An 18,673-nucleotide genomic window follows, 5' to 3' on the forward strand; every position below is an offset into this window, starting at 1 on the left:
CCCGCGTCCCGCGCCGGGCGCGCCACCCTGCCGGGCGCGCCACCGGGCGACACCCGGTGTCAGTACCGGAGTTCCCTGTCCAGGAATCGAGTGATCGTGCCCATCACCTTCTGCGTGCTCCACTTCTTGCCGGCCTCGGGATCACCGAGGAAGGGCAGGTCGCCGTGGTCGGCTCCCTTGATGACATAGCGCGTGCCCTTCACCCGCTTCGCCTTGAGGGCGTCGAGCATGATCAGTGACTGGCTGGGCGAGATGATGTGGTCGTTGTCGCCGTGGAGCAGGATGAAGGGTGCCGATGACCGGCTGAGATAGGTGGCGGGGTCGGCCGCCCGGTTCGCGGCGCGGTCCGTCAGGACCGTCCTGGTCGAGTCCGGGCCGAAGACATAGGCGTTGATGGAGCTGTTGGGCGCCATGTACACGGCCCTGGTCTCCGCGTCGAAGTCATCGGCGGTCCTGGCGAGGTCATGGGTGCCGAACTGGTCGACAACGGCCTGGACGTCGCTGCTCCGGTCGAGGTGGTCGCCCTGCTCGAACTGCTCCCTGCCGTTGGTCGCCCCGGTCATGGCCGCCAGATAGGCACCGGCCGACTGGCCCCAGACAGCCACCTGGTCGGTGTCGATGCCCAGCGCGTCGGCCTGGGAGCGCAGATAGCGGATCGCCGACTTCACATCCGCGACGCCGTCCCGGTAGGTGGAGCCGGTCCGCGTGGTGCGGTACTCGATGCTCGCCACGGCGTAACCCCGCTCGGCCACATAGGTGCGCTGGGCGAGGTTGTTGGTCTTGTTCGCCCTGAGGAACCCGCCGCCGGTGAGGTAGACCACCAGGGGCTTCGGGCCCTTCGTCCGCGGTATCTGAAGATCCAGTTTCAGGTCGTGCCGTACGCCTCCGACGGTGGGCGACGCGTACACGATGTTCTGACGCATGGTCACCTCGGTTGCCCCGCAACGGATCTGCGGGCCGTCCGGGACGATGACCGTGCTGGATCGCGTGCTGGTCGGCTTGACCGTCTTCGCGACCGGAATGCCTCCCCCAGGCGGCCCGCCGGGGTCGACGGGGGAGTTCGGGCAGTCGACCGTCCGTGTCGAGGCCGCGAGTTCCAGGACCTCGGCGGAGGTGACGGGTCCGGCGGACGAGCATGCCGTCACGCTCAGACCGAGAAGTGCGATCCCCGCGATCGTGCCTAACCTGCGATGTGCGGCCATAGCGGCCCCTCCAGTAAGTGGAGAAGGTTTCTCCAGTTAGGGGGACCGTAGCACCGCCGTGGCCGGAGTGCCAGGCTTCCGCGCGCCTCCCGGGGGCATCGCGGGCCGTCCCGGTCAACGGGACTATCCTGGGCCGCATGACGGAGAGTTCCCGGCCGAGCGATCCGGCGGAGGGCGGTCGCCCGCTCCGCCGGGACGCCGCCCTCAACCGCGAGCGCATTCTCCACGCGGCGCGTGAGATTTTCGGCCAACAGGGACTGGGGGTCACGCTCGACGAAGTGGCCCGCCACGCGGGAGTCGGCGTCGGGACCGTCTATCGCCGCTTCCCCACCAAGGAAGCCCTGATCCGGGCCCTGTTCGCCCAGGATCTCCGGATACGCCAGGAAGCGGCCGACCGGGCCCTCGCCCACCCCGACCCATGGCGGGGTCTGGTCGACTTCCTGACGGAGATGTCGGCCGACCTCGCCGAGAACCGCGGCCTGCATGAAGTGCTCATGCTGGGCGCGCATACCTCCGGCCCCATCGACTCGGCGCGCGGCGGCATGCTGCCCTTCCTCGAAGCGTTGATCCGCCGGGCCCAGGAGAGCGGGGATCTCCGCCCCGAGGTGACTCCCGCCGATATCCCCGTCCTCCAGCACATGGTCTACGCCGCCGCCCAGTTCACCCGCGGCCAGCAGCCGGACACCTGGCGCCGCTACCTCGAAATCCTCCTCAACGGTCTTCGCCGGCGCCCCGGCGATCCTTCACTGGTCACCCCGAGCCTGAGCAATGCCATGGTGGAGCGGGCGATGGGCATCACCAGGGCCGAGGAGACGCCACCCCGTACAACCAAGTCCGTCCCTCATGAGTCGTGATCACGCGCGGCATCTCCCGGCCGCCCCTCATCCGATCAAGAGGAACGAATGAATCCAGCCAGAAGCACCACTGCGGCGGCCGCCACCGTCGTGGTGCTCGCCACCGCCGGAACGCTGCTCACCGCCGCCGTCCCGGCCGTCGCCGCTCCCGTGAACTGTGCCTCCCCCGTCTTCAAGCGGGAGTTCTTCGCGAACACCACCCTCTCCGGGACACCGCGCAAGACGGACTGCGACAGCGCGATCGACCAGAACTGGCGGGCGGGCGCCCCCGCGTCCGGACTGCCGAGGGACAACTTCGGTGTCCGCTGGTCCGTCACCCGGGACTTCGGCTCCGGTGGCCCTTTCACCCTCCAGGCCGGTGCGCAGGACGGTATCCGTGTCCACCTCGACGGTGTCCGCAAGGTCGACCTCTGGAACGATGCCACCGGCACCCGGAAGAAGACCGTCCATGTCACGGTCCCGCCCGGGAAGCACACCCTGCGCATCGACTTCGCCCACTGGACCGGGAACGCGGACGTCGCCTTCACCTATACGCCCCGTACCTCCGCGAGCGTGGACAAGGTCAAGCCGCTGGTGCCCAAGGGCGCCTCGGCGACCTACGACAAGGCCACCGGCCGGACCAAGGTGACCTGGTCGAAGAGTCAGGAGATGGACCTCGCCGGATACCGGGTGCACCGCCGGCTGAAGGGCGCCTCCTTCGGCTCCCGGCCCCTCGGGACGACCACCGCGACCTCGTACACCGACACCACCGTGCCGGCCACCGGTGACACCTATGTCTACGAGGTCCGTGCGTACGACAAGGCCGGGAATGAGTCGGCGGGCACCGCCGACCACTCCGTCGTCACCGCCGACCGGACCCCGCCCGGGCGCCCGGCGGCGCCCACCGCCGATTCACAGCACAACGGAGTCTGGCTCGCATGGAAGACGGACCCCGCGGCGGCCTCGTACCGGGTGTACCGGGCGAAGGGCGACGGCGGCGCCTTCACCCGGATCGCCGACGTGGACAAGGGCAACTATCTGGACACCCGGGCCGCCGAGAAGGCCACCCATCGCTATCTGGTCACCGCGCTGGACCGGGCGGGCAATGAGTCCGCCCGATCCGCACCGGTCGGCGTCGAGCACAGGGACTACACCGCGCCCCCGGCCGTCACCGGGCTGCGGGTGAACCCCACCGCCTACGGCTTCGCCCTGAAGTGGGACGCGAGCCCGGCCTCCGACGTCAGGAGGTATGTCGTCCACTGGGGAGAGCTCATCGGCGACGAGGAGCAGCGGATCTGCTACGGCGGCGCGGTGGAGTACCTGGGCCCGGACACCACCTCCCACGACTACACCACCCTTCCCGACGGGGACGAGGTCTGCTTCTACATCGATGTCGTGGACACCTCCGGGAACTCGTCCCTCCGGCACACCGGAACAGCCGAAGCGGTGGCCGCCACGGAGATCGACACCACCCCGAGCGTCCCGACGCCCGAGGGCTCACCGCTCTCGGTCACCGCGGAGAGGGCCGAGGGCGGCGAGGGCAACGCGGTGCGGTGGAGCGGGCTCGACGCCTCCTCCCCGCAGGCCGCGGGCGGCTATCGCGTCCATCGGTGGAACCCCGTCAGCGCCCGGTACGAGAGGATTGCCGAGGTCGCGAAGAGCGCTTCGTCGTACACCGACACCAGGGCCGGGCGGGGGACCACGTCGTACTACTGGGTGACCGCCGTGGCCGCCGATGGCAGCGAGTCCCTTCCCGCGGGCGACTGGGTGGTCTCCGCACCGGCCCGCTGACCCGGTGACCGTCCGACCCCGGGGCCAGGGATCGCGGACGCTACTGGCTCAGCCGCGCCTGGAAGGGGAGAGCCGTCACCTTCCCGGTGGTGACACCACGGGCAGTGCCGTGGAGGAGGGTGCTCTCCCAGCCCCAGTCGTTGATGACCAGGTCCGCATGGCCGTCGCCGGTGGTGTCGCGCAGGCGCACGCCATGGCCGAAGGCGCGCGGTGCGGTGGCCACCGTGTCGGGTATCCCGGGGGTGTCACGGGTGAACCACTGGGAGCCGGTGCCGGTCAGGCCCTTCTTGCCCCCGCGCAGGAGGTGCACGCCGCCCGCCGACTCCACCTTGCCTATCGTCTCGAAGGTGCCGACCGCCAGGTCCGCGTAACCATCACGGTCGGTGTCGGCGGCGGAGACGGTCACACCGAAGGAATCCCCCGGTGAGGCGGCGGTGGCGACGCCTTCGGTGCCCTGGGTGACGCGGTAGGAGGAACCCGGGCCGCTCGGACCCCCGCGCAGGACCTGTACGGCTCCGGCGTACTTGTTGTACCGCTCGTCGCCGATCGCGAGATCGCCGTAGCCGTCCTTGTCGAAGTCGGCTATGACTCCCTCGCCCCGGTAGTTCGCCGAGGCCGCGTTGTAGGTGGTGGGCTTGGCGGACTTGACGGTGGAGCCGCCGCGCAGGAACCAGACACCGGAGGTGACCCGGTCGTTCGCATAGCCCTGCCCGAGGACATACAGATCGGTCGCCTTGTCCCGGGTGACCTTCCCGGCGACCAGGGCGCCGGTCTCCATCAGCTGGGTCTGGTGGCCCGGGGTGTGCTCGGTGACCTTGCCCGTGGTGCCCTTCACCGAGGAGAAGCCGCCCCGGTAGATATGGACGGCCGGGCGCATCCTGTCGTTGCTCGTGGTGGTGACCGCCAGATCGGCCTTGCCGTCACCGTCGAAGTCACCGGCGGCGAGGGCGTGGCCGAGGCGCTTGTGCTCGAAGGAGGCGGTGACGGGCAGGGCGGTCGCCCTGCTGCCGAGGCCGGACTTCGAGCCCCAGACGATGACGACCATGCCCCGCCAGGCGTGCTTGCCGACCTTCTCGGTGCTGTCGGCGGTGGCGAGGTCGCCGTAGCCGTCGTTGTTGAAGTCGGCGGTGGTGATGCTGGTGCCGAAGCCTTCGGAGCCCTTGCTCAGAACACCCGGTATCCCGGGGCTGTTCTGGTCGAAGGCGTGCTTCTTGCTTCCGGGGCCCTTGGCGGTGCCGTAGTACACCGTGACCGAGCCGCCGCCCTCGGTGAGCGCGTAGTCGCGGAGGCCGTCGCCGTTGAAGTCGTCGGTGTGCTGGGCGGCCTGGGCGGCCTGGGCGGCCTTGGCGGGCTTCGCGGCCTGGGCCGTGGCGGGCGCGGCGGACGCGGGCGCGGCGGTGGAGGCCCCGGCGGAGGCCGAGAGCAGACCGCCGGTCAGCGAGGCGGTGACGGCCGTCGCCAGAGCGAGACGGAGGCCGGGGCGGGCCCGGAGGCCGTGATGGGGACGGAGGGACAAGCGGGTCTCCTGGTGGTGTGAACTCCCGTTCGGGTACACGAGAAGACTCGCACCTCCCGCCGACAGTTGTACGAGGCTGTGGATATCGCCGGGCCTGTGGATACGGCGCTCACCCGGGAGGGTGACCGTACCGCCGTGGTCCGGGCATCCATCGCGTCAGGACCGGGTGGCGGTACCGCACTCCTCGCCGCCGGACCGCCGCATCCGCTCGGCCATCGGCGTGCTGCGGTCGTACGGATCGACCGCCGGACCGCCATCGGTGCCGGACGCCGCCGGGGTGCCGAAACGGGGCCTCAGATAGCCGGTGACGGGACCGCAGCCACCGTTGGTGGTGTGGACGGTGTGGGAGACGAGGGAGAGCGTCCCGGGCTTGGTCACCACGCGTGCGGGGGTGTCCCAGTCGACCACCACCTCGCGCCGGACGATCGTGCGCGCGACCTCGTCCCCGCCCGCCGCCCGGGTCACCGGATAGACGAAGGTGACATCCGCGGCCACCCGGAGGGCGCCGTCGTCCCCCTCCCGGAAGGTGAGACGGCCCCGGGTCCTGATGTCGTCGCCGAGGGGACGTGCCCGCTCCGGGTCGAACCGGCTGAAGAGCGTCAGCGGATCGTCGTCCCGGTCCGGCGCGCGGAAGGAGGCCGAGAGGAAGTCCTGGACATCGCGCTGATGAGGATTGATCATCTCGATGGCCCGGCCGGGGCGCCCGCCCCGCAGTACCTCCGGGTCCAGGCTCGACGCGGCCAGGAACTCCCGGGTCCGCTCCAGTGCCCGCGCCACCTGCGCCTCGCTCATCCATCCGGTGGCCCGGGCCGTGGGCAGCGCGATCCCGGCCGTACCGCTCGCCCACCGCGCCGCGGGCGACCCCCGGAACGGCTCCTCCCGCGTCGGCCGCTGCTCCGTCCCGGCGGCCGCTGCTCCGGCGGGCGGTGTTCCGGCGGCGGTGCGCTCATCCCCGGCGGCCCGCGCCCCGTCGCCGCCGCCGAACCAGTCGGTCACCCCGCCCGGCAGCAACACCGCGACCAGGACGGCGACCGAGGCCAGCAGCCCGGCGACGTACCAGCCCGTCCGCCGCTTCGGCTGTGCCGGGGAGTACGCGCGCCACGGCGCGGGCTCCGCCGGATTCTCGCGCAGCCGCCGCGCCACGGTCCTCGCCCGCGCCGACGGTTCCGAGGGCGCGTCCGGCACGCCCTCCACCGACTCCTGGAGGAACCGCTCCCACTCCTCGTCGGACACGGACGAACCGTCCTGTCGTCCCCCGCCTGTCCCCACACCCGACTCCCCACGGCACCCCGGCCGGGCGCCTTCTCAGAACTGACCACGGCATGGTCGCACAGCGCCCGAGCCGGTCACACACGGCGGTGGCCTGGGCATTTGCGCTCATGGATCCACTCCACCTCTGGAGCGGGGCGCCGGTGCCGGGGGTCAGGAGAGCAGCCGGGCGACGACCGGGTCCAGGAACTCCGCCGCCAGGGCGGCCCGTCGGCGGCGGCGGGCCAGGTCGGTATCGGCATCGGGGGCCGTGTCGGCGCTGTTCTCGGGGGCGTCGGCGCTGACACCTCCGTAACGGCGTCGCTGGATGTCGGCCACCAGTTCCGCCGGGGCGCCGAGTTCGGTACGGAGGACATCGAGGGCCTCGCGCTTGGTGATCAGGCGGCCGTCGCGCAGGGTGATGTGCATCCGGGCCACCGTGAGCAGGGCGAAGTCCAGCCAGCCGTCCTGGAGCAGCAGTTCGGACCGGAGCGCGGGGAGATCGGAGAGGGTCCCGCGCAGCTCGCCGAGGATGTGGTCGGCGAGTCCGCGGTCCGTCACCGGGGGCAGCAGGCCGCCGGGCGGGCGGCCGTACAGCACCCGGCCGAAGGTGTGCAGTTCCCGGCGGGCGACCGGGGTGAGCGGGCGGGCGAAGTACTCCCGGTGGGCCCAGACCGGATGGTCCCGGGCGGGATCCTCCAGTCCGGTGCGGGGGAGATACGAACAGTGCAGACCGCCCGCGAGGGGCTCGTCCCGTATCAGCTGTTCATGGAGGGCGACCAGCCGGCGCTCCTCCCCGGGGGTGCAGGGCCGTTCGACCACGGCGACCAGGTCGAGGTCGCTCCGGCCGGGACGGTAGTCGGTGCCCTCGGCGATCGAACCGTGGATCCAGAGCGCCACGAGCGGTAGGAAGGGCGGGCGCAGCGCCTCGGTGAAGCGGGCGAGGAGGTCATCGGTGGCGGGGTGTCCGGTCGGGCCCGGCCCGGCTTCGGTGGAGGTCCCGGGTCGTCCGGCGGCGGGGGGAGTGCTCTCGGTGCCAGTCGTCATGACAGGCAGTCTGCGGCGACGGGCACCGCCGGGGCCACCCGTCGGCGGGCCGGGCCCGGACCGGACCCGGACCCGCCGACGGGTGGACCGGTGGGGCCCGTCAGGGGGACGGTGAGCCGAGGGCGTCCAGCGACTCGGGCAGGGTCTGCCCGCCGTCCACGGTCAGGGTCTGGCCCGTGATGAACGCCGCCTCGTCGGAGGCGAGGAAGAGCACCGCGTGCGCGATGTCCACGGTCTCGCCCAGCCTGCGCAGCGGGATCGAGGCCGCCATGGAGCGCAGATACTCCTCGCCGAGGCCGGCCAGTCCCTCGGTACGGACATTGCCGGGCAGGACCGCGTTGACGGTGATGCCGTGCGGCGCCAGTTCGACGGCGGCGGTACGGAGGAAGCCGAGCTGGCCCGCCTTGCTCGCGCCGTAGTGGGACCAGCCCGGGTAACCGGTGGTCGGCCCGGTGATCGAGGAGGTGAGGACGATCCGGCCGTGGCGGGCGCGTTCCAGCGCGGGCAGACAGGCCCGGACGGTGAGAATGCAGCCCCGGAGGTTGACGTCCAGCACCTCGTCCACATCGGCGGCGGTCATCTCCCGCAGGGGCTTCTCCGGGAAGATCCCCGCGTTGGCGCAGAGGACGTCGATGCCCCCGTGCAGCCGGACGGCCTCCGCCGCCAGCTCCTCGATGGCCTCCGGATCCTTCAGATCGACGCCGATCCCGGAGACCCGGCCGCCGGTGGTACGGGCGAGCGCGCCGGCGACGGTACGGGCCACCTCCCCGTCCCGGCCGGTGAGCAGCACGGCCGCGCCCTGGCGGGCGAAGAGTTCGGCGATCCCGTGCCCGATGCCGCGTGTCCCGCCGGTCACGATGACGGACCGGCCCTCCCAGCGTGTGAACGTCATACGTCGTGCCCCTTGTTCGGTGCCCGGCCGCTCGGCCGGTGGCGGGGGCACGTTAGCGGAGCCCGCCGCCCCCGGCCGGGCGCCCGCGTGCCGCGAGCGGCCGATTGCCGACGGTGGACCGGTGTGCCGGGCGCGGCACGGCACGGGGCCGGCACCCGGGGCGCTGGGAGGGGAGGGGGCGGACGCCTCGGCGGCTCAGGGGCCCGTGGTCCGGAGCACCGGTCCGCGAACGGCTGGAATCCATCCCTCCCGGAACCGCCGGGACCGCCGGGATCGCCGGGATCGCCGGGACTGCCGGGACTGCCGGGACCGGCCCGGTCCGTTGTCGCCGCACCCCGGCGCCCTGGGCGGGAGGCCTCGGGCCCGGTCCCCGGTCGCTGGCACGGGGGAGTTCTCCCTGGTGGGGACAGGTGATCCCGTACCCTTTCGCTGATATGACGCCAACGGGCGGCGACCGCCCGGGGCAGAGCGTGAGAGGGGCGGGGCCCATGCCGTACGACTCCAGGACGGGCAGGGCCCTCGATGTCCTGGTCTCGCTGGCCGACCCGGACCAGGGGGAGCGGGTGCGGGCGCGGATCGGGCTCGACGGTCCGCCGGGGCCCGTCGTCCCGGACGAGTGGACCGCCCTCCGGGAGTTCTTCACCGTCCCGATGCCGCTCAGCGGCCGGTTGTGGATGCTGGAGGAGGACGAGCCGCTGCGGAACCGTCTGGTCCATCTGTCCGGTGGGCTGCCGGCGGCGCTCCGGCTGGCACTCCTCAACGGGGAGCCCTTCGGACCGGGCCGGGGCGAGTCCGTCCCGCGCATGACGGAGCTGCTGGTCGCCGAGGAACCCGAGGGCTCGCCCGCCCTGTCCCCCCAGGAGTTGATACCCGCGCTCCGGGCGGTCGCCACCATGCGTCGGGGCCGCCGGATCGCCCGCTGGATCCCCCGTGACGCCTGGCAGCGCGTGATCGACGCCGATGACGAGCAGCCCCTCCCCGGCTATGCGCGATGGGCCCTCGCCCTGCGGCCCGACTGTCCCGCCGTCCTGCGCGAGCGGCTTTCCGGCCACCCCTCGTACGCCCACCGGATGCGTGCCGCCGGCCTGTTCGACAACCCGGGCACCTATGCGGCCACGGCCCGTCCGGCCCGTACGGCCCTCGCCGTCCTGGACATGGGCCGCTGGGCGTTCCCCCGCCGGATACCCGAGGCCGAGGAGGTGCTGCGCCCGCTGGTACGAGGGTCACTGGGGGCGGACACCGAGGCCTGGGCCGCCCTGGCGCAGCGGCTGCCGACCTTCACCGGGACGGTGCCCGAACTGATCACGACGGCGGGCGCCACCGCTTGAGGTTGCGCGGGTACGGGAGTTCCGGGCGGGTCACCACGCCGCCTCCCGGTAGTCCTTGAGGAAGACGCCCGACACCGGGTCGCCCGCCTCGCCGCGCACGATCGGGTCGTACACCCGTGCCGCCCCGTCCACGATGTCCAGCGGGGTGCGGAACCCCTCGGAGGCGATCCGGTTCTTCTTGGGCAGAGGGTTCTCGTCCGTGATCCAGCCGGTGTCGACGCTGCACATATGGACACCCTGGGCGGCGAGTTCCGGTCCGCTGGTGCGGGTGAGCATATTGAGGGCGGCCTTCGCCATATTGGTGTGCGGATGGCCCGGGGTCTTGTTGCGGACCGTGAACCGCCCCTCCACGGCGGTCACATTGACGACATACCGCCGGGGGTACGGGGCGGCCAGCAGCAGCGGGAGCAGCCGGTCCACCAGCAGCGCCGGGGCGAGGGCGTTGACGAGCTGGGTCTCCAGCAGCTCGGCCGGGTCCATCTCGCCGATCCGGGCGGACCAGGAGTTCACCGGGGCGTCGTCGGGCAGCAGCCCGGCCTCGTCGGCCTCCGCGAGGACCAGCGCGAGCGCGCCCCGTGCCGTGGGGGCCTCCAGGGCCCGCATCGGCGCGTAGCCGGGGGCCGGCCAGGCACCCGGGGGAAGCTCCGGGCCCTCGCCGGCGGCGAGCAGGGCATAGGAACCGGGCGGGCGCCGGACGGTCTGGGCGGCGTTGTTCACCAGGATGTCCAGCGGTTCGCCGTCCCGGCGGAGTCGTTCGCAGACCCCGAGGACCTGCCGGGGGTCGCGCAGATCGACGGCTATGACGGTCAGCCGGTCGAGCCAGGCCCCGCTGCCCGGCGCGGCCCGGAAGCGGCGCAGGGTGTCCTGCGGGAAGCGGGAGGTGACCAGGAGTTCGGCCCCGTCCCGCAGCATCATCAGGGCCAGCTGGAAGCCGATCTTCACCCGGGCGCCGGTGATCAGCGCCCGGCGGCCGGTGAGATCGGTGGAGAGCCCCCGGCGCGCGGTGTTGTCATCGGCACAGGCCGGACAGAGCGCATGGTAGAAGGCGTCGGCCCGGCGGTAGAACGACTTGCAGACATAGCAGCGCCGGGGCCGGCGGAAGGCCCCGGCCGACCCGGCCGGCACCGGATCCAGCGGCGCGTCCTCGCGCCGGGCGACGGCCCCGGTCGCCGTCGCGGCCACGACCAGGGCGTCCGCATCGGCCCGGGTCTTCCTGCGGGCCTTGCGGCGGCGGTGCCGGCCGTCGCGCGCGAAGGACTCCGCGACCTGCTCGGCGCGGAGCCGGACGGGGTCGTCGAGAGGGAGGGCGCGCAGCCTTCCGACGGTGCGGTGGAAGGCGGCGAGTTCCGCTTCGCCGACGACCCCGTCCGTGTCACCGGGCCGCTCCCCGTCGCCGGTCCGCTCCTCGCTGTCACGCGGATCCCCGGTACCGGTCCCGATCCCGTCGGCGCGCCGCTCCCCGTCCCTGATATGTGTCATGTCCGCTCTGTTCCGCTGTCGCTCCTGGTGCCCCGGCCGGATTCGAACCGGCGTGTTCCCTCTTGTCGAGAAGGCGCGTCTGCCTCTGCGCTACGGGGCGGCCGCCCGGAAGGTCGGATTCGAACCGACGTGTCTCGACGGGAGAGTCGGCGCGCCTGCCTCTGCGCTACATCCGGACAGCCTCGTGATCATACCGTCGGACCGTCACACCGATCCGGGCGGGAGGGTGCCCCGGGTGTCACCGGAAGCCCCGGGTGCGACGGGAAGCCCGGGGTGTCACCGGAAACGACGGATGTCAGCGGAAGCGACGGGCCACCGCGTGGAAGGACCGCTTCGGCTCCCAGCACCCGGTCTCCGCGTACCCCCGCCGTGTCCCGGACGGATAGGTCCTGACCAGCGCGAAGCTGGCGATGTCCAGATCGTGGCGGCGCTGCGGCGCATGGGGCGAGTCCGGGGCGATGAACTGGTAGAGGAACGCTCCGTGCATCCCCTCGGCGGAGTACAGATCCAGCAGCTCCCCCACCTCATCGGCCTGCTCCCGCTCGTCGCGCACATAGCCGTCGCGGACCACCGGGGGCTCCCGCTCCCAGTCGACCGCGAAGAACCCCGAACCGCCCTCGTCCCGCGCCCCGGTGAAGGTGCAGCAGCCGAACTCGGTGATGAGGACGGGCCTGCCCCACCGGTGCAGGGCCCGCAGCCGCGCGGTGTACATGGCCCTGTTCTGCGCGTTCCGGTACAGATTCACACCGACCTGGTCGAAGACCTTCCAGTCGATCTCCTCCCACTCCCCGGAGCTGTAGGTGACCGGACCCCCGAACAGGGGGCGTACGGTCCTCAGCGCCCGGCCCAGGAAGGCGTTCAGCCGCTGCTGATAGCCGGCCGACTCCGGGCGCTCCAGCGCCTGACCGCGCTCGATGTAGTTGTTCCCCGGCACCAGACCGGACATGAAGATGGTCAGCTCGGTGCCGAGGGAGATCCCCACGCCGGGGTGGCGGGCGCGCAGCACCTCGGCGGCGGACGCCACCGAGGTGACCAGGGCGAGCGTCTCCTCGGCGCTCCGGTCGAACTGCCGGGGCTCGAACCAGACGAAGAGGCCGTGCTCCGCCGCGATGGCCGCCGCCTCCGTCAGCCGGTCGAGACGGTGCCCGAGCAGCATGACCGCGTTCGCGCCCAACTGCCGCGCGATGGCCGCGATCTCCCGGCGGACGTACTCGGTGCGCCAGACCTCGCCGTCCGTGTCGTAGTTGACGCCCCGGACGGCGAGCGGTCCGGGGGTACGCGGCGACGCCGGGGCGGAGGTCTCCGCAGGGGCCGCCGTACGGGCCCGTGCGGGGTCCGCGACAGAGGCGGCGGCGAGGGCGGCGGCACCCACGAGCAGGGGGCGGCGGGGGATCGGTACAGAGGTCATACGACCACCCTGGCGGCGGGGCGGCCGGCGGGGCATCGGCCGAAGGGATACCGGGTACCGACCGAAGTCGACCCCCCGCCCGACTTTCGGCGCGCCCCGGGGCAGCCGTGAAGGAAGCCATGGGGAAAGCCGTGGGGGAAGCCGGGTACCCCCGGCTCTTTCGGGCGCTCCGGCGGGGGAGCACACCAGGTCCCGGATACGGGACCGGCGGCCGGGCGACTCGAACGTGTGCGGGAGTCCCTAGTACCACCGGAGCGTGTTCCAAACCTCCAAAGGATCAAGTTCACCGTATCGAAGGACGAAAGGCGCCTTCCAATGGCTGAACGGCAGTGCCAAAGCCTACGGTTCTCGCGGATCCGGGACGGACTTCCCAGATACCTCCTCCTCTTCCCTCTGTACCTCAGTACACCCAACTGACGTGCGCCTACGCAGAACGCCGTCCTGATGAAGGAGAGCCCCGCACGATGAGCGTGGACACCAGCCCGGAGCCGCGACCGGAAGCACGCCCGCAGAGCAGCCTCAGTACAGCGGCGGCTCGTAATCTCGCCACCACGACCAAATCCGCGCCGCAGATGCAGGAGATCACCTCCCGCTGGCTGCTCCGGATGCTCCCCTGGGTGGAGGTCGCCGGTGGCACCTACCGGGTGAACCGCCGGCTCACCTACACCGTCGGCGACGGTCGTATCGACTTCGTCCAGGACGGCGCACAGGTCCGCGTGATCCCCAGAGAGCTGGGTGAACTCTCCCTGCTGCGCGGCTTCGACGACGAGGAGGTGCTCACCGCGCTCGCGGAGCGCTGTGTGCAGCGCGACTTCCAGGCCGGCGAGGTGCTGGTCGAGCGGGGGACCCCCGCCGACCGGATCCATCTGATCGCCCATGGCCGTATCGACCAGATCTCCGTCGGCGCCTACGGCGACGAGACGGTGACCGCCGTCTTCGCCGACGGCGCCCGCTTCGGCCAGGAGGCGCTGCTGGACTCCCACGCCACCTGGGAGTACACCGCCGTGGCGCGCAGCTCCGGCACCCTGCTGACCCTCTCCCGTGAGGAGTTCGCCGCCGTCCTGGCCGGCTCGTCCGCCCTCCAGTCCCATGTCCAGGAGTTCCGGGCGCTGCCGGAGCAGCGGCAGAACCGCCAGGGCGAGGCGGAGATCGCCCTGTCCGCCGGGCACGAGGGCGAGGCCGAACTCCCCGGCGCCTTCGTGGACTACGAGTTGAAGCCGAGGGAGTACGAACTCTCCATCGCGCAGACCGTGCTGAAGGTCCACACCCGGGTCGCGGACCTCTACAACCAGCCGATGAACCAGACAGAGCAACAGCTCCGGCTCACCATCGAGGCGCTGCGCGAGCGCCAGGAGTTCGAGCTGATCAACAACCGTGAGTTCGGTCTGCTGCACAACGCCGCCTTCAACCAGCGGATCCAGTCCCACTCGGGCCCGCCCACCCCGGACGACCTCGATGAGCTGCTCTGCCGCCGCCGTGGTTCCAAGTTCTTCTTCGCCCACCCCCGGACCATCGCGGCGATCGGCCGCGAGTTCAACGCCCGGGGGCTCTACCCGGACCATGTCGATGTCGGCGGACAGCAGGTGCCGGCCTGGCGCGGGGTCCCGATCCTGCCGTGCAACAAGATCCCGATCACCAAGGAGAACACCAGCTCCATCCTGGTGATGCGTACCGGCGCGGACAACCAGGGCGTCGTCGGACTGAACCAGACCGGCCTTCCGGACGAGTACGAGCCCGGGGTCTCGGTGCGTTTCATGGGCATCGACGAGAAGGCGATCATCTCCTACCTGGTCACCACGTACTACTCCGCCGCCGTTCTGGTGCCCGACGCGCTCGGTGTGCTGGAGAACGTGCAGATCGCCCGTTCCAGCGCCTGACCGGACCGAGCGACGACGTGTTCCCCCACGGCCCCGTGGGGGAACACGGGACGGGCGTATGAGCGGGTACGAGGGAACCTCCCCGCCGGGAAGACGCCCCGGGCCCGGACGCCGGGAACAGACCAACTCACTCAAGGAGTCGTGGTGCCGTCATGAGCACCGAAGCCCTACAACGCATCCTGCGCGGCCCGAACGGTCTGGGCACGGCGGGCCTGCGCCTGGCACGGCGGGAGGAGGCGCCGGCGCCCGTCGGCGGGGATCCGGCCGGTGACGACCTCCGGGCCGGTGACCAGGGACCGGCCGGTGACGCGGGCCCGGCCGGGGAGGAGCCGCCCGCCGGGGGGCCGCCGCGCACCGGCACCCCGGTCCCCGGCCTCTATCACCACCCGGTGGCGGAGTACGACACCGTGCGCGCCGACGAGGTCGGCCGCAGGGTCAAGGCCTGGGCCATCGACGAGATCGAGCTGTATCCCCCGGAGTGGGAGGAGGAGTTCGACGGGTTCGGTGTGGGGACCTATATGACCGTCTGCCACCCCGACGCCCCGACCGTCGACCATCTCATGGTCGCGGCCCGTCTGATGGTCGCCGAGAACGCGGTGGACGACTACTACTGCGAGGACCACGGAGGATCGCCCGTCGGGCTGGGCGGGCGGCTGCTGCTGGCGCACACCGCCCTCGATCCGCTCCACACGGCCCCGGAGTACCAGCGCCCCTGGGCCGAGTCGTTCGCGTCGGACGCCCCCCGGCGGGCCTACCGCTCCGCCATGGAGCACTTCCTCCAGGTGGCCTCGCCCTCACAGGCGGACCGCTTCCGGCATGACATGGCCCGGCTGCACCTGGGCTATCTCGCCGAGGGCGCCTGGGACCAGATCGGCCATGTGCCCGAGGTGTGGGAATACCTCTCCATGCGGCAGTTCAACAACTTCCGTCCCTGCCCCACCATCACCGACAGCGTCGGCGGCTATGAACTCCCGGCGGATCTGCACGCCCTGCCGGCGCTCCAGCGGGTCATCGCCCTCGCCTCCAATGCCACCACCATCGTCAACGACCTGTATTCCTACACCAAGGAACTCAACAGCCCCGGTCGTCATCTGAATCTGCCCGTGGTGATCGCCGAACGGGAGCAGCTCCCCGAGCGCGAGGCCTATCTGAAGGCGGTCGAGGTCCACAACGACCTCATGCACAGTTTCGAGGTCGAGGCCGCGGCGCTCGCCGCTGCCTGCCCCGTACCCACGGTGGTGCGCTTTCTGCGCGGGGTGGCCGTCTGGGTCGACGGAAATCACCACTGGCACCAGTCCAACACCTATCGCTACAGCCTCCCCGATTTCTGGTAAGGAAGGAACCCGCACATGTCCGTAGACGACATGACCACTGTCCCCGACACGGTCACCATGCCCGCTCCCGCCACGCCCTATCAGGGCGATATCGCCCGCTACTGGGACGGCGAGGCGCGGCCCGTGAATCTGCGTCTCGGGGATGTCGACGGCCTCTACCACCACCACTACGGCATCGGTGAGGTCGATCACTCCGCACTCGGGGGCGACGGCCCCGACCGTGAGAAGCGGCTGATCACCGAGTTGCACCGGCTGGAGTCCGCACAGACCGATGTGCTCCTGGACCACCTCGGGACCGTCCAGCGGGACGATCTGCTGGTCGACGCCGGCTGCGGCCGGGGCGGCTCCATGGTCATGGCCCACCAGCGCTTCGGCTGCGATGTGGAGGGCGTCACCCTCTCGGTCAAGCAGGCCGATTTCGCCAACCGGCGCGCCCATGAACTCGGTATCGAGAAGTCCGTGCAGGCCCGGGTCTGCAACATGCTCAGCATGCCTTTCACCACCGGGCAGGCCACGGCCTCCTGGAACAATGAATCCAGTATGTATGTCGATCTGCACGACCTTTTCGCCGAGCATGCCCGTATTCTCGCCGTCGGCGGCCGCTATGTCACCATCACGGGCTGCTGGAACCCTGTCTACGGCCAGCCCTCGAAGTGGGTCTCGCAGATCAACGCGCATTTCGAGTGCAATATCCACTCACGCCGTGAGTACATGCGCTCACTGATCGACAACCGTCTGGTACCGCAGGCCGTGGTCGACCTGACCGAGGCGACCCTGCCCTACTGGGAGCTGCGGGCCACCTCCTCCCTGACCACGGGGATCGAGGATGCCTTTATCAATTCCTACCGGGACGGTTCCTTCCAGTACCTGCTGATCGCCGCCGACCGCGTCTGACCGGACGCGCCTCCCGTCTGGGACCATGGCGCCATGACCGAACGCAAACCACCGGGTATCAGCTTCGAGTCATGGGTCGACCGCCAGATCCGTGAAGCCGAGGCGCGGGGTGAGTTCGCCGCGCTTCCGGGAGCGGGACAACCGCTCCCGGAAGGCGTGGAAGCTCCCTACGACGAGTTGTGGTGGATCAAACGGAAGATGGTGCGGGAGGGGCTGGCCTGTCTGCCGCCCGCGCTCGCCCTCCGCAAGGAGGCGGAGGACGCGCTGGAGGCGGCCTGGGCGGCGCCCACCGCCGAGGCCGCCCGCCGGATCGTCGCCGAGGTGAATCCCCGGATCCGCGAGATGATGCTCAAGCCGCCGCCGGGCCCGCCGCTCGGCCTGAAGCCGTACGACCTCGACGAGATCGCCCGGGGCTGGCACGCCCGCCGTGCCGACCGTCCGGGCGGCGGCCCGGGGTAGCAGCGCCCGTCGGGTGGCCTTCGTCGGGCAGCCCCGTCGGGTGGCCCCCGTCGATCAGACCCCTTCCCCCCCGCACCGCTCACCCCCGGTGCCCCCGCCCTCATCGGCGGTGGGTGCCGGGGGTGAGCGGTGTGCCGGTACCCGGTCCTGTGTGCGGATCGCGGTTCCCCCGATGGGCTGGAAATGAACAGCGGAGGTGACGGCGGGCCGGAACCAAGGGGTAATCTCCGGCTGCCCTCTGAATGATCATCACGGTGAGGACCTCCGTATGAATCGCACACGTACCGCGCTCGCCGCGCTCGGCGTCACCGCCGGACTGCTGACCGCCCCGGTCGCGCACGCCGCTCCCCAGCAGCCCGCCGAGCGGACCGTGGCCGCCGCACCGCAGAGCAAGCAGTGCACCGGGAAGTTCAAGAACGACGCCCGGCTCGGCCCGAAGTGGCTGCCGAACAAGAAGCTCGCACCGGTCGGACCGCTGCTCAAGGGATATGAGCGGACCGGTGGGCTGAAGCCGGCGGACTTCCTGAAGAAGTACTGGGAGGGTCCCGCCGACACCGGCAGCTGGAAGTACCCGCCGAACGACGGCTTCGCCGAGGTCAACGGCGCCCTCGACAAGGAGCCCGCCAAGCTGCGGACCGGCCAGCGGCTGGACCGCTTCGGCTCCGAGTTCGGCAGCTATCTGGCACCCGCCGGAGACGCCTACTCCGAGCGCGCCCTGCCGCCGCAGAACCTCAACACCCGTGACGCGGCCGTCCCCTGCGACTACCGCGTCTACAAGGTGAAGAAGCCGTTCTGGGTGTGGCAGGGCAGCATCGCCCCCTGGTTCGAACAGCCCGGCGGCGGCCAGCAGATCAAGCTGGACCCGGTCTTCCTCGACCCCGGCCAGGGGCAGCGGCTCAATGTGAAGTGGCTCCTGGACAACGGCTATCTCACCGCCGTGGCACTGTAGCCCCCGGCACATGGCTGAAGAACGGCCGGAGCACCCGGGGCACCCGGATCACCCGGAGCTGGACCGGTACGCCCTGCGGGAGGCCCTGCGGGCGGCGGGCGTAGCCGACGCGTACTACCACGTCGAGGGCGTGCACGAACCCGTACCCACGCCGCCCGACCATGTCTTTCTGCGCAGGGGCCCGGAGGGAGGGTGGGAGACCGGGGTGTACGAGCGGGGCAGCCATGAGGTCATGGCACGCCATTCGCGGGAGTCCGACGCCTGTGACCGGCTGTGGCGGATGCTCGCCCCGCAGCGCTGAACCGCGACGCCGAAACCGCTGGTCGGGCGGGTGGGTGCCGGGAGCCCGGCGCTCGTGGCACCCACCGGGGCCGCTGTGCCACCGATCAGATCCGGCCAGAGAACGGGACGGCCGG

At 71.4% G+C, this 18,673-nt stretch carries 15 protein-coding genes, 2 tRNA genes and 1 pseudogene; 9 read left to right on the forward strand and 9 right to left on the reverse strand.

Going from position 1 to position 18,673, the window contains the following annotated elements:
• Positions 1 to 59: 59 nt before the first annotated feature.
• Positions 60 to 1,202, reverse strand: coding sequence for a prolyl oligopeptidase family serine peptidase (locus ABT354_RS00160; RefSeq protein WP_351486737.1), 1,143 nt, complete (start codon positions 1,200 to 1,202; stop codon positions 60 to 62).
• A gap of 137 nt (positions 1,203 to 1,339) precedes the next feature.
• On the opposite strand from ABT354_RS00160, the gene ABT354_RS00165 reads away from it, so the two are divergent.
• Together ABT354_RS00165 and ABT354_RS00170 are read left to right on the forward strand one after the other, a co-directional pair.
• Positions 1,340 to 2,056, forward strand: a complete 717-nt coding sequence (locus ABT354_RS00165; RefSeq protein ID WP_351486740.1) for a TetR/AcrR family transcriptional regulator — start codon at positions 1,340 to 1,342, stop codon at positions 2,054 to 2,056.
• A gap of 48 nt (positions 2,057 to 2,104) precedes the next feature.
• Positions 2,105 to 3,826 (forward strand): fibronectin type III domain-containing protein, encoded by a 1,722-nt coding sequence (locus tag ABT354_RS00170; protein ID WP_351486742.1) that lies wholly within the window; start codon positions 2,105 to 2,107, stop codon positions 3,824 to 3,826.
• A gap of 40 nt (positions 3,827 to 3,866) precedes the next feature.
• Here ABT354_RS00170 and ABT354_RS00175 read toward each other — a convergent pair whose 3' ends face one another.
• The 4 genes from ABT354_RS00175 to fabG all read right to left on the reverse strand — a co-directional run bounded on the left by ABT354_RS00175 (position 3,867) and on the right by fabG (position 8,529).
• Complete coding sequence (locus ABT354_RS00175; RefSeq protein ID WP_351486744.1) at positions 3,867 to 5,342, reverse strand: FG-GAP repeat domain-containing protein; 1,476 nt, start codon at positions 5,340 to 5,342, stop codon at positions 3,867 to 3,869.
• Between the two features lie 156 nt (positions 5,343 to 5,498).
• On the reverse strand, positions 5,499 to 6,575 hold the full coding sequence (locus ABT354_RS00180; RefSeq protein WP_351486747.1) for a hypothetical protein: 1,077 nt from the start codon (positions 6,573 to 6,575) through the stop codon (positions 5,499 to 5,501).
• Between the two features lie 189 nt (positions 6,576 to 6,764).
• Complete coding sequence (locus ABT354_RS00185) at positions 6,765 to 7,637, reverse strand: nucleotidyltransferase domain-containing protein (protein WP_351486750.1); 873 nt, start codon at positions 7,635 to 7,637, stop codon at positions 6,765 to 6,767.
• Positions 7,638 to 7,737: 100 nt separating this feature from the next.
• The gene (gene fabG / locus ABT354_RS00190; RefSeq protein ID WP_351486752.1) at positions 7,738 to 8,529 is read right to left on the reverse strand and encodes a 3-oxoacyl-ACP reductase FabG; all 792 of its coding nucleotides are present in this window, start codon (positions 8,527 to 8,529) and stop codon (positions 7,738 to 7,740) included.
• A 488-nt stretch (positions 8,530 to 9,017) separates the two neighbouring features.
• On the opposite strand from fabG, the gene ABT354_RS00195 reads away from it, so the two are divergent.
• Complete coding sequence (locus tag ABT354_RS00195; protein WP_351486755.1) at positions 9,018 to 9,857, forward strand: hypothetical protein; 840 nt, start codon at positions 9,018 to 9,020, stop codon at positions 9,855 to 9,857.
• Between the two features lie 30 nt (positions 9,858 to 9,887).
• On the opposite strand, the gene ABT354_RS00200 is transcribed toward ABT354_RS00195, so the two are convergent.
• From ABT354_RS00200 to ABT354_RS00215, 4 genes are all read right to left on the reverse strand, one after another.
• The gene (locus ABT354_RS00200) at positions 9,888 to 11,336 is read right to left on the reverse strand and encodes an SDR family NAD(P)-dependent oxidoreductase (RefSeq protein WP_351486757.1); all 1,449 of its coding nucleotides are present in this window, start codon (positions 11,334 to 11,336) and stop codon (positions 9,888 to 9,890) included.
• 25 nt (positions 11,337 to 11,361) lie between these two features.
• Positions 11,362 to 11,435: transfer RNA gene (locus tag ABT354_RS00205), tRNA-Val, on the reverse strand.
• 5 nt (positions 11,436 to 11,440) lie between these two features.
• Positions 11,441 to 11,512 (reverse strand) — tRNA-OTHER (locus ABT354_RS00210).
• 119 nt (positions 11,513 to 11,631) lie between these two features.
• Entirely contained in the window at positions 11,632 to 12,744 is a 1,113-nt protein-coding gene (locus ABT354_RS00215; RefSeq protein ID WP_351486759.1) for a glycoside hydrolase family 113 protein, read from the reverse strand.
• A 464-nt stretch (positions 12,745 to 13,208) separates the two neighbouring features.
• Here ABT354_RS00215 and ABT354_RS00220 point away from each other — a divergent pair, with 464 nt between their 5' ends.
• From ABT354_RS00220 to ABT354_RS00245, 6 genes and pseudogenes are all read left to right on the forward strand, one after another.
• On the forward strand, positions 13,209 to 14,621 hold the full coding sequence (locus ABT354_RS00220) for a family 2B encapsulin nanocompartment shell protein (protein ID WP_351486761.1): 1,413 nt from the start codon (positions 13,209 to 13,211) through the stop codon (positions 14,619 to 14,621).
• 98 nt (positions 14,622 to 14,719) lie between these two features.
• Positions 14,720 to 15,955: pseudogene (locus tag ABT354_RS00225) on the forward strand (family 2 encapsulin nanocompartment cargo protein terpene cyclase); the annotation flags it as partial.
• Positions 15,956 to 15,970: 15 nt separating this feature from the next.
• Positions 15,971 to 16,849 carry a geranyl diphosphate 2-C-methyltransferase gene (locus tag ABT354_RS00230; protein ID WP_351486767.1) on the forward strand — a complete coding sequence of 293 codons (879 nt, stop codon included), beginning with the start codon at positions 15,971 to 15,973 and terminating at the stop codon, positions 16,847 to 16,849.
• Positions 16,850 to 16,882: 33 nt separating this feature from the next.
• Positions 16,883 to 17,308, forward strand: a complete 426-nt coding sequence (locus ABT354_RS00235; RefSeq protein ID WP_351486770.1) for a DnaJ family domain-containing protein — start codon at positions 16,883 to 16,885, stop codon at positions 17,306 to 17,308.
• A gap of 268 nt (positions 17,309 to 17,576) precedes the next feature.
• Positions 17,577 to 18,257, forward strand: coding sequence for a TNT domain-containing protein (locus ABT354_RS00240; RefSeq protein ID WP_351486772.1), 681 nt, complete (start codon positions 17,577 to 17,579; stop codon positions 18,255 to 18,257).
• Positions 18,258 to 18,315: 58 nt separating this feature from the next.
• Positions 18,316 to 18,558, forward strand: a complete 243-nt coding sequence (locus tag ABT354_RS00245; protein WP_351488010.1) for a hypothetical protein — start codon at positions 18,316 to 18,318, stop codon at positions 18,556 to 18,558.
• Positions 18,559 to 18,673: the final 115 nt, after the last annotated feature.

The organism is Streptomyces sp. NPDC000594 (assembly GCF_040299965.1).
Classification (GTDB): domain Bacteria; phylum Actinomycetota; class Actinomycetes; order Streptomycetales; family Streptomycetaceae; genus Streptomyces.

Bases quoted from the DNA above. Each gene is read 5' to 3' on its own strand.
- ABT354_RS00160 (WP_351486737.1), bottom strand. From the start codon at position 1,202: ATGGCCGCACATCGCAGGTTAGGCACGATCGCGGGGATCGCACTTCTC.
- ABT354_RS00165 (WP_351486740.1), top strand. From the start codon at position 1,340: ATGACGGAGAGTTCCCGGCCGAGCGATCCGGCGGAGGGCGGTCGCCCG.
- ABT354_RS00170 (WP_351486742.1), top strand. From the start codon at position 2,105: ATGAATCCAGCCAGAAGCACCACTGCGGCGGCCGCCACCGTCGTGGTG.
- ABT354_RS00185 (WP_351486750.1), bottom strand. From the start codon at position 7,637: ATGACGACTGGCACCGAGAGCACTCCCCCCGCCGCCGGACGACCCGGG.
- fabG (WP_351486752.1), bottom strand. From the start codon at position 8,529: ATGACGTTCACACGCTGGGAGGGCCGGTCCGTCATCGTGACCGGCGGG.
- ABT354_RS00195 (WP_351486755.1), top strand. From the start codon at position 9,018: ATGCCGTACGACTCCAGGACGGGCAGGGCCCTCGATGTCCTGGTCTCG.
- ABT354_RS00200 (WP_351486757.1), bottom strand. From the start codon at position 11,336: ATGACACATATCAGGGACGGGGAGCGGCGCGCCGACGGGATCGGGACC.
- ABT354_RS00215 (WP_351486759.1), bottom strand. From the start codon at position 12,744: ATGACCTCTGTACCGATCCCCCGCCGCCCCCTGCTCGTGGGTGCCGCC.
- ABT354_RS00220 (WP_351486761.1), top strand. From the start codon at position 13,209: ATGAGCGTGGACACCAGCCCGGAGCCGCGACCGGAAGCACGCCCGCAG.
- ABT354_RS00230 (WP_351486767.1), top strand. From the start codon at position 15,971: ATGTCCGTAGACGACATGACCACTGTCCCCGACACGGTCACCATGCCC.
- ABT354_RS00235 (WP_351486770.1), top strand. From the start codon at position 16,883: ATGACCGAACGCAAACCACCGGGTATCAGCTTCGAGTCATGGGTCGAC.
- ABT354_RS00240 (WP_351486772.1), top strand. From the start codon at position 17,577: ATGAATCGCACACGTACCGCGCTCGCCGCGCTCGGCGTCACCGCCGGA.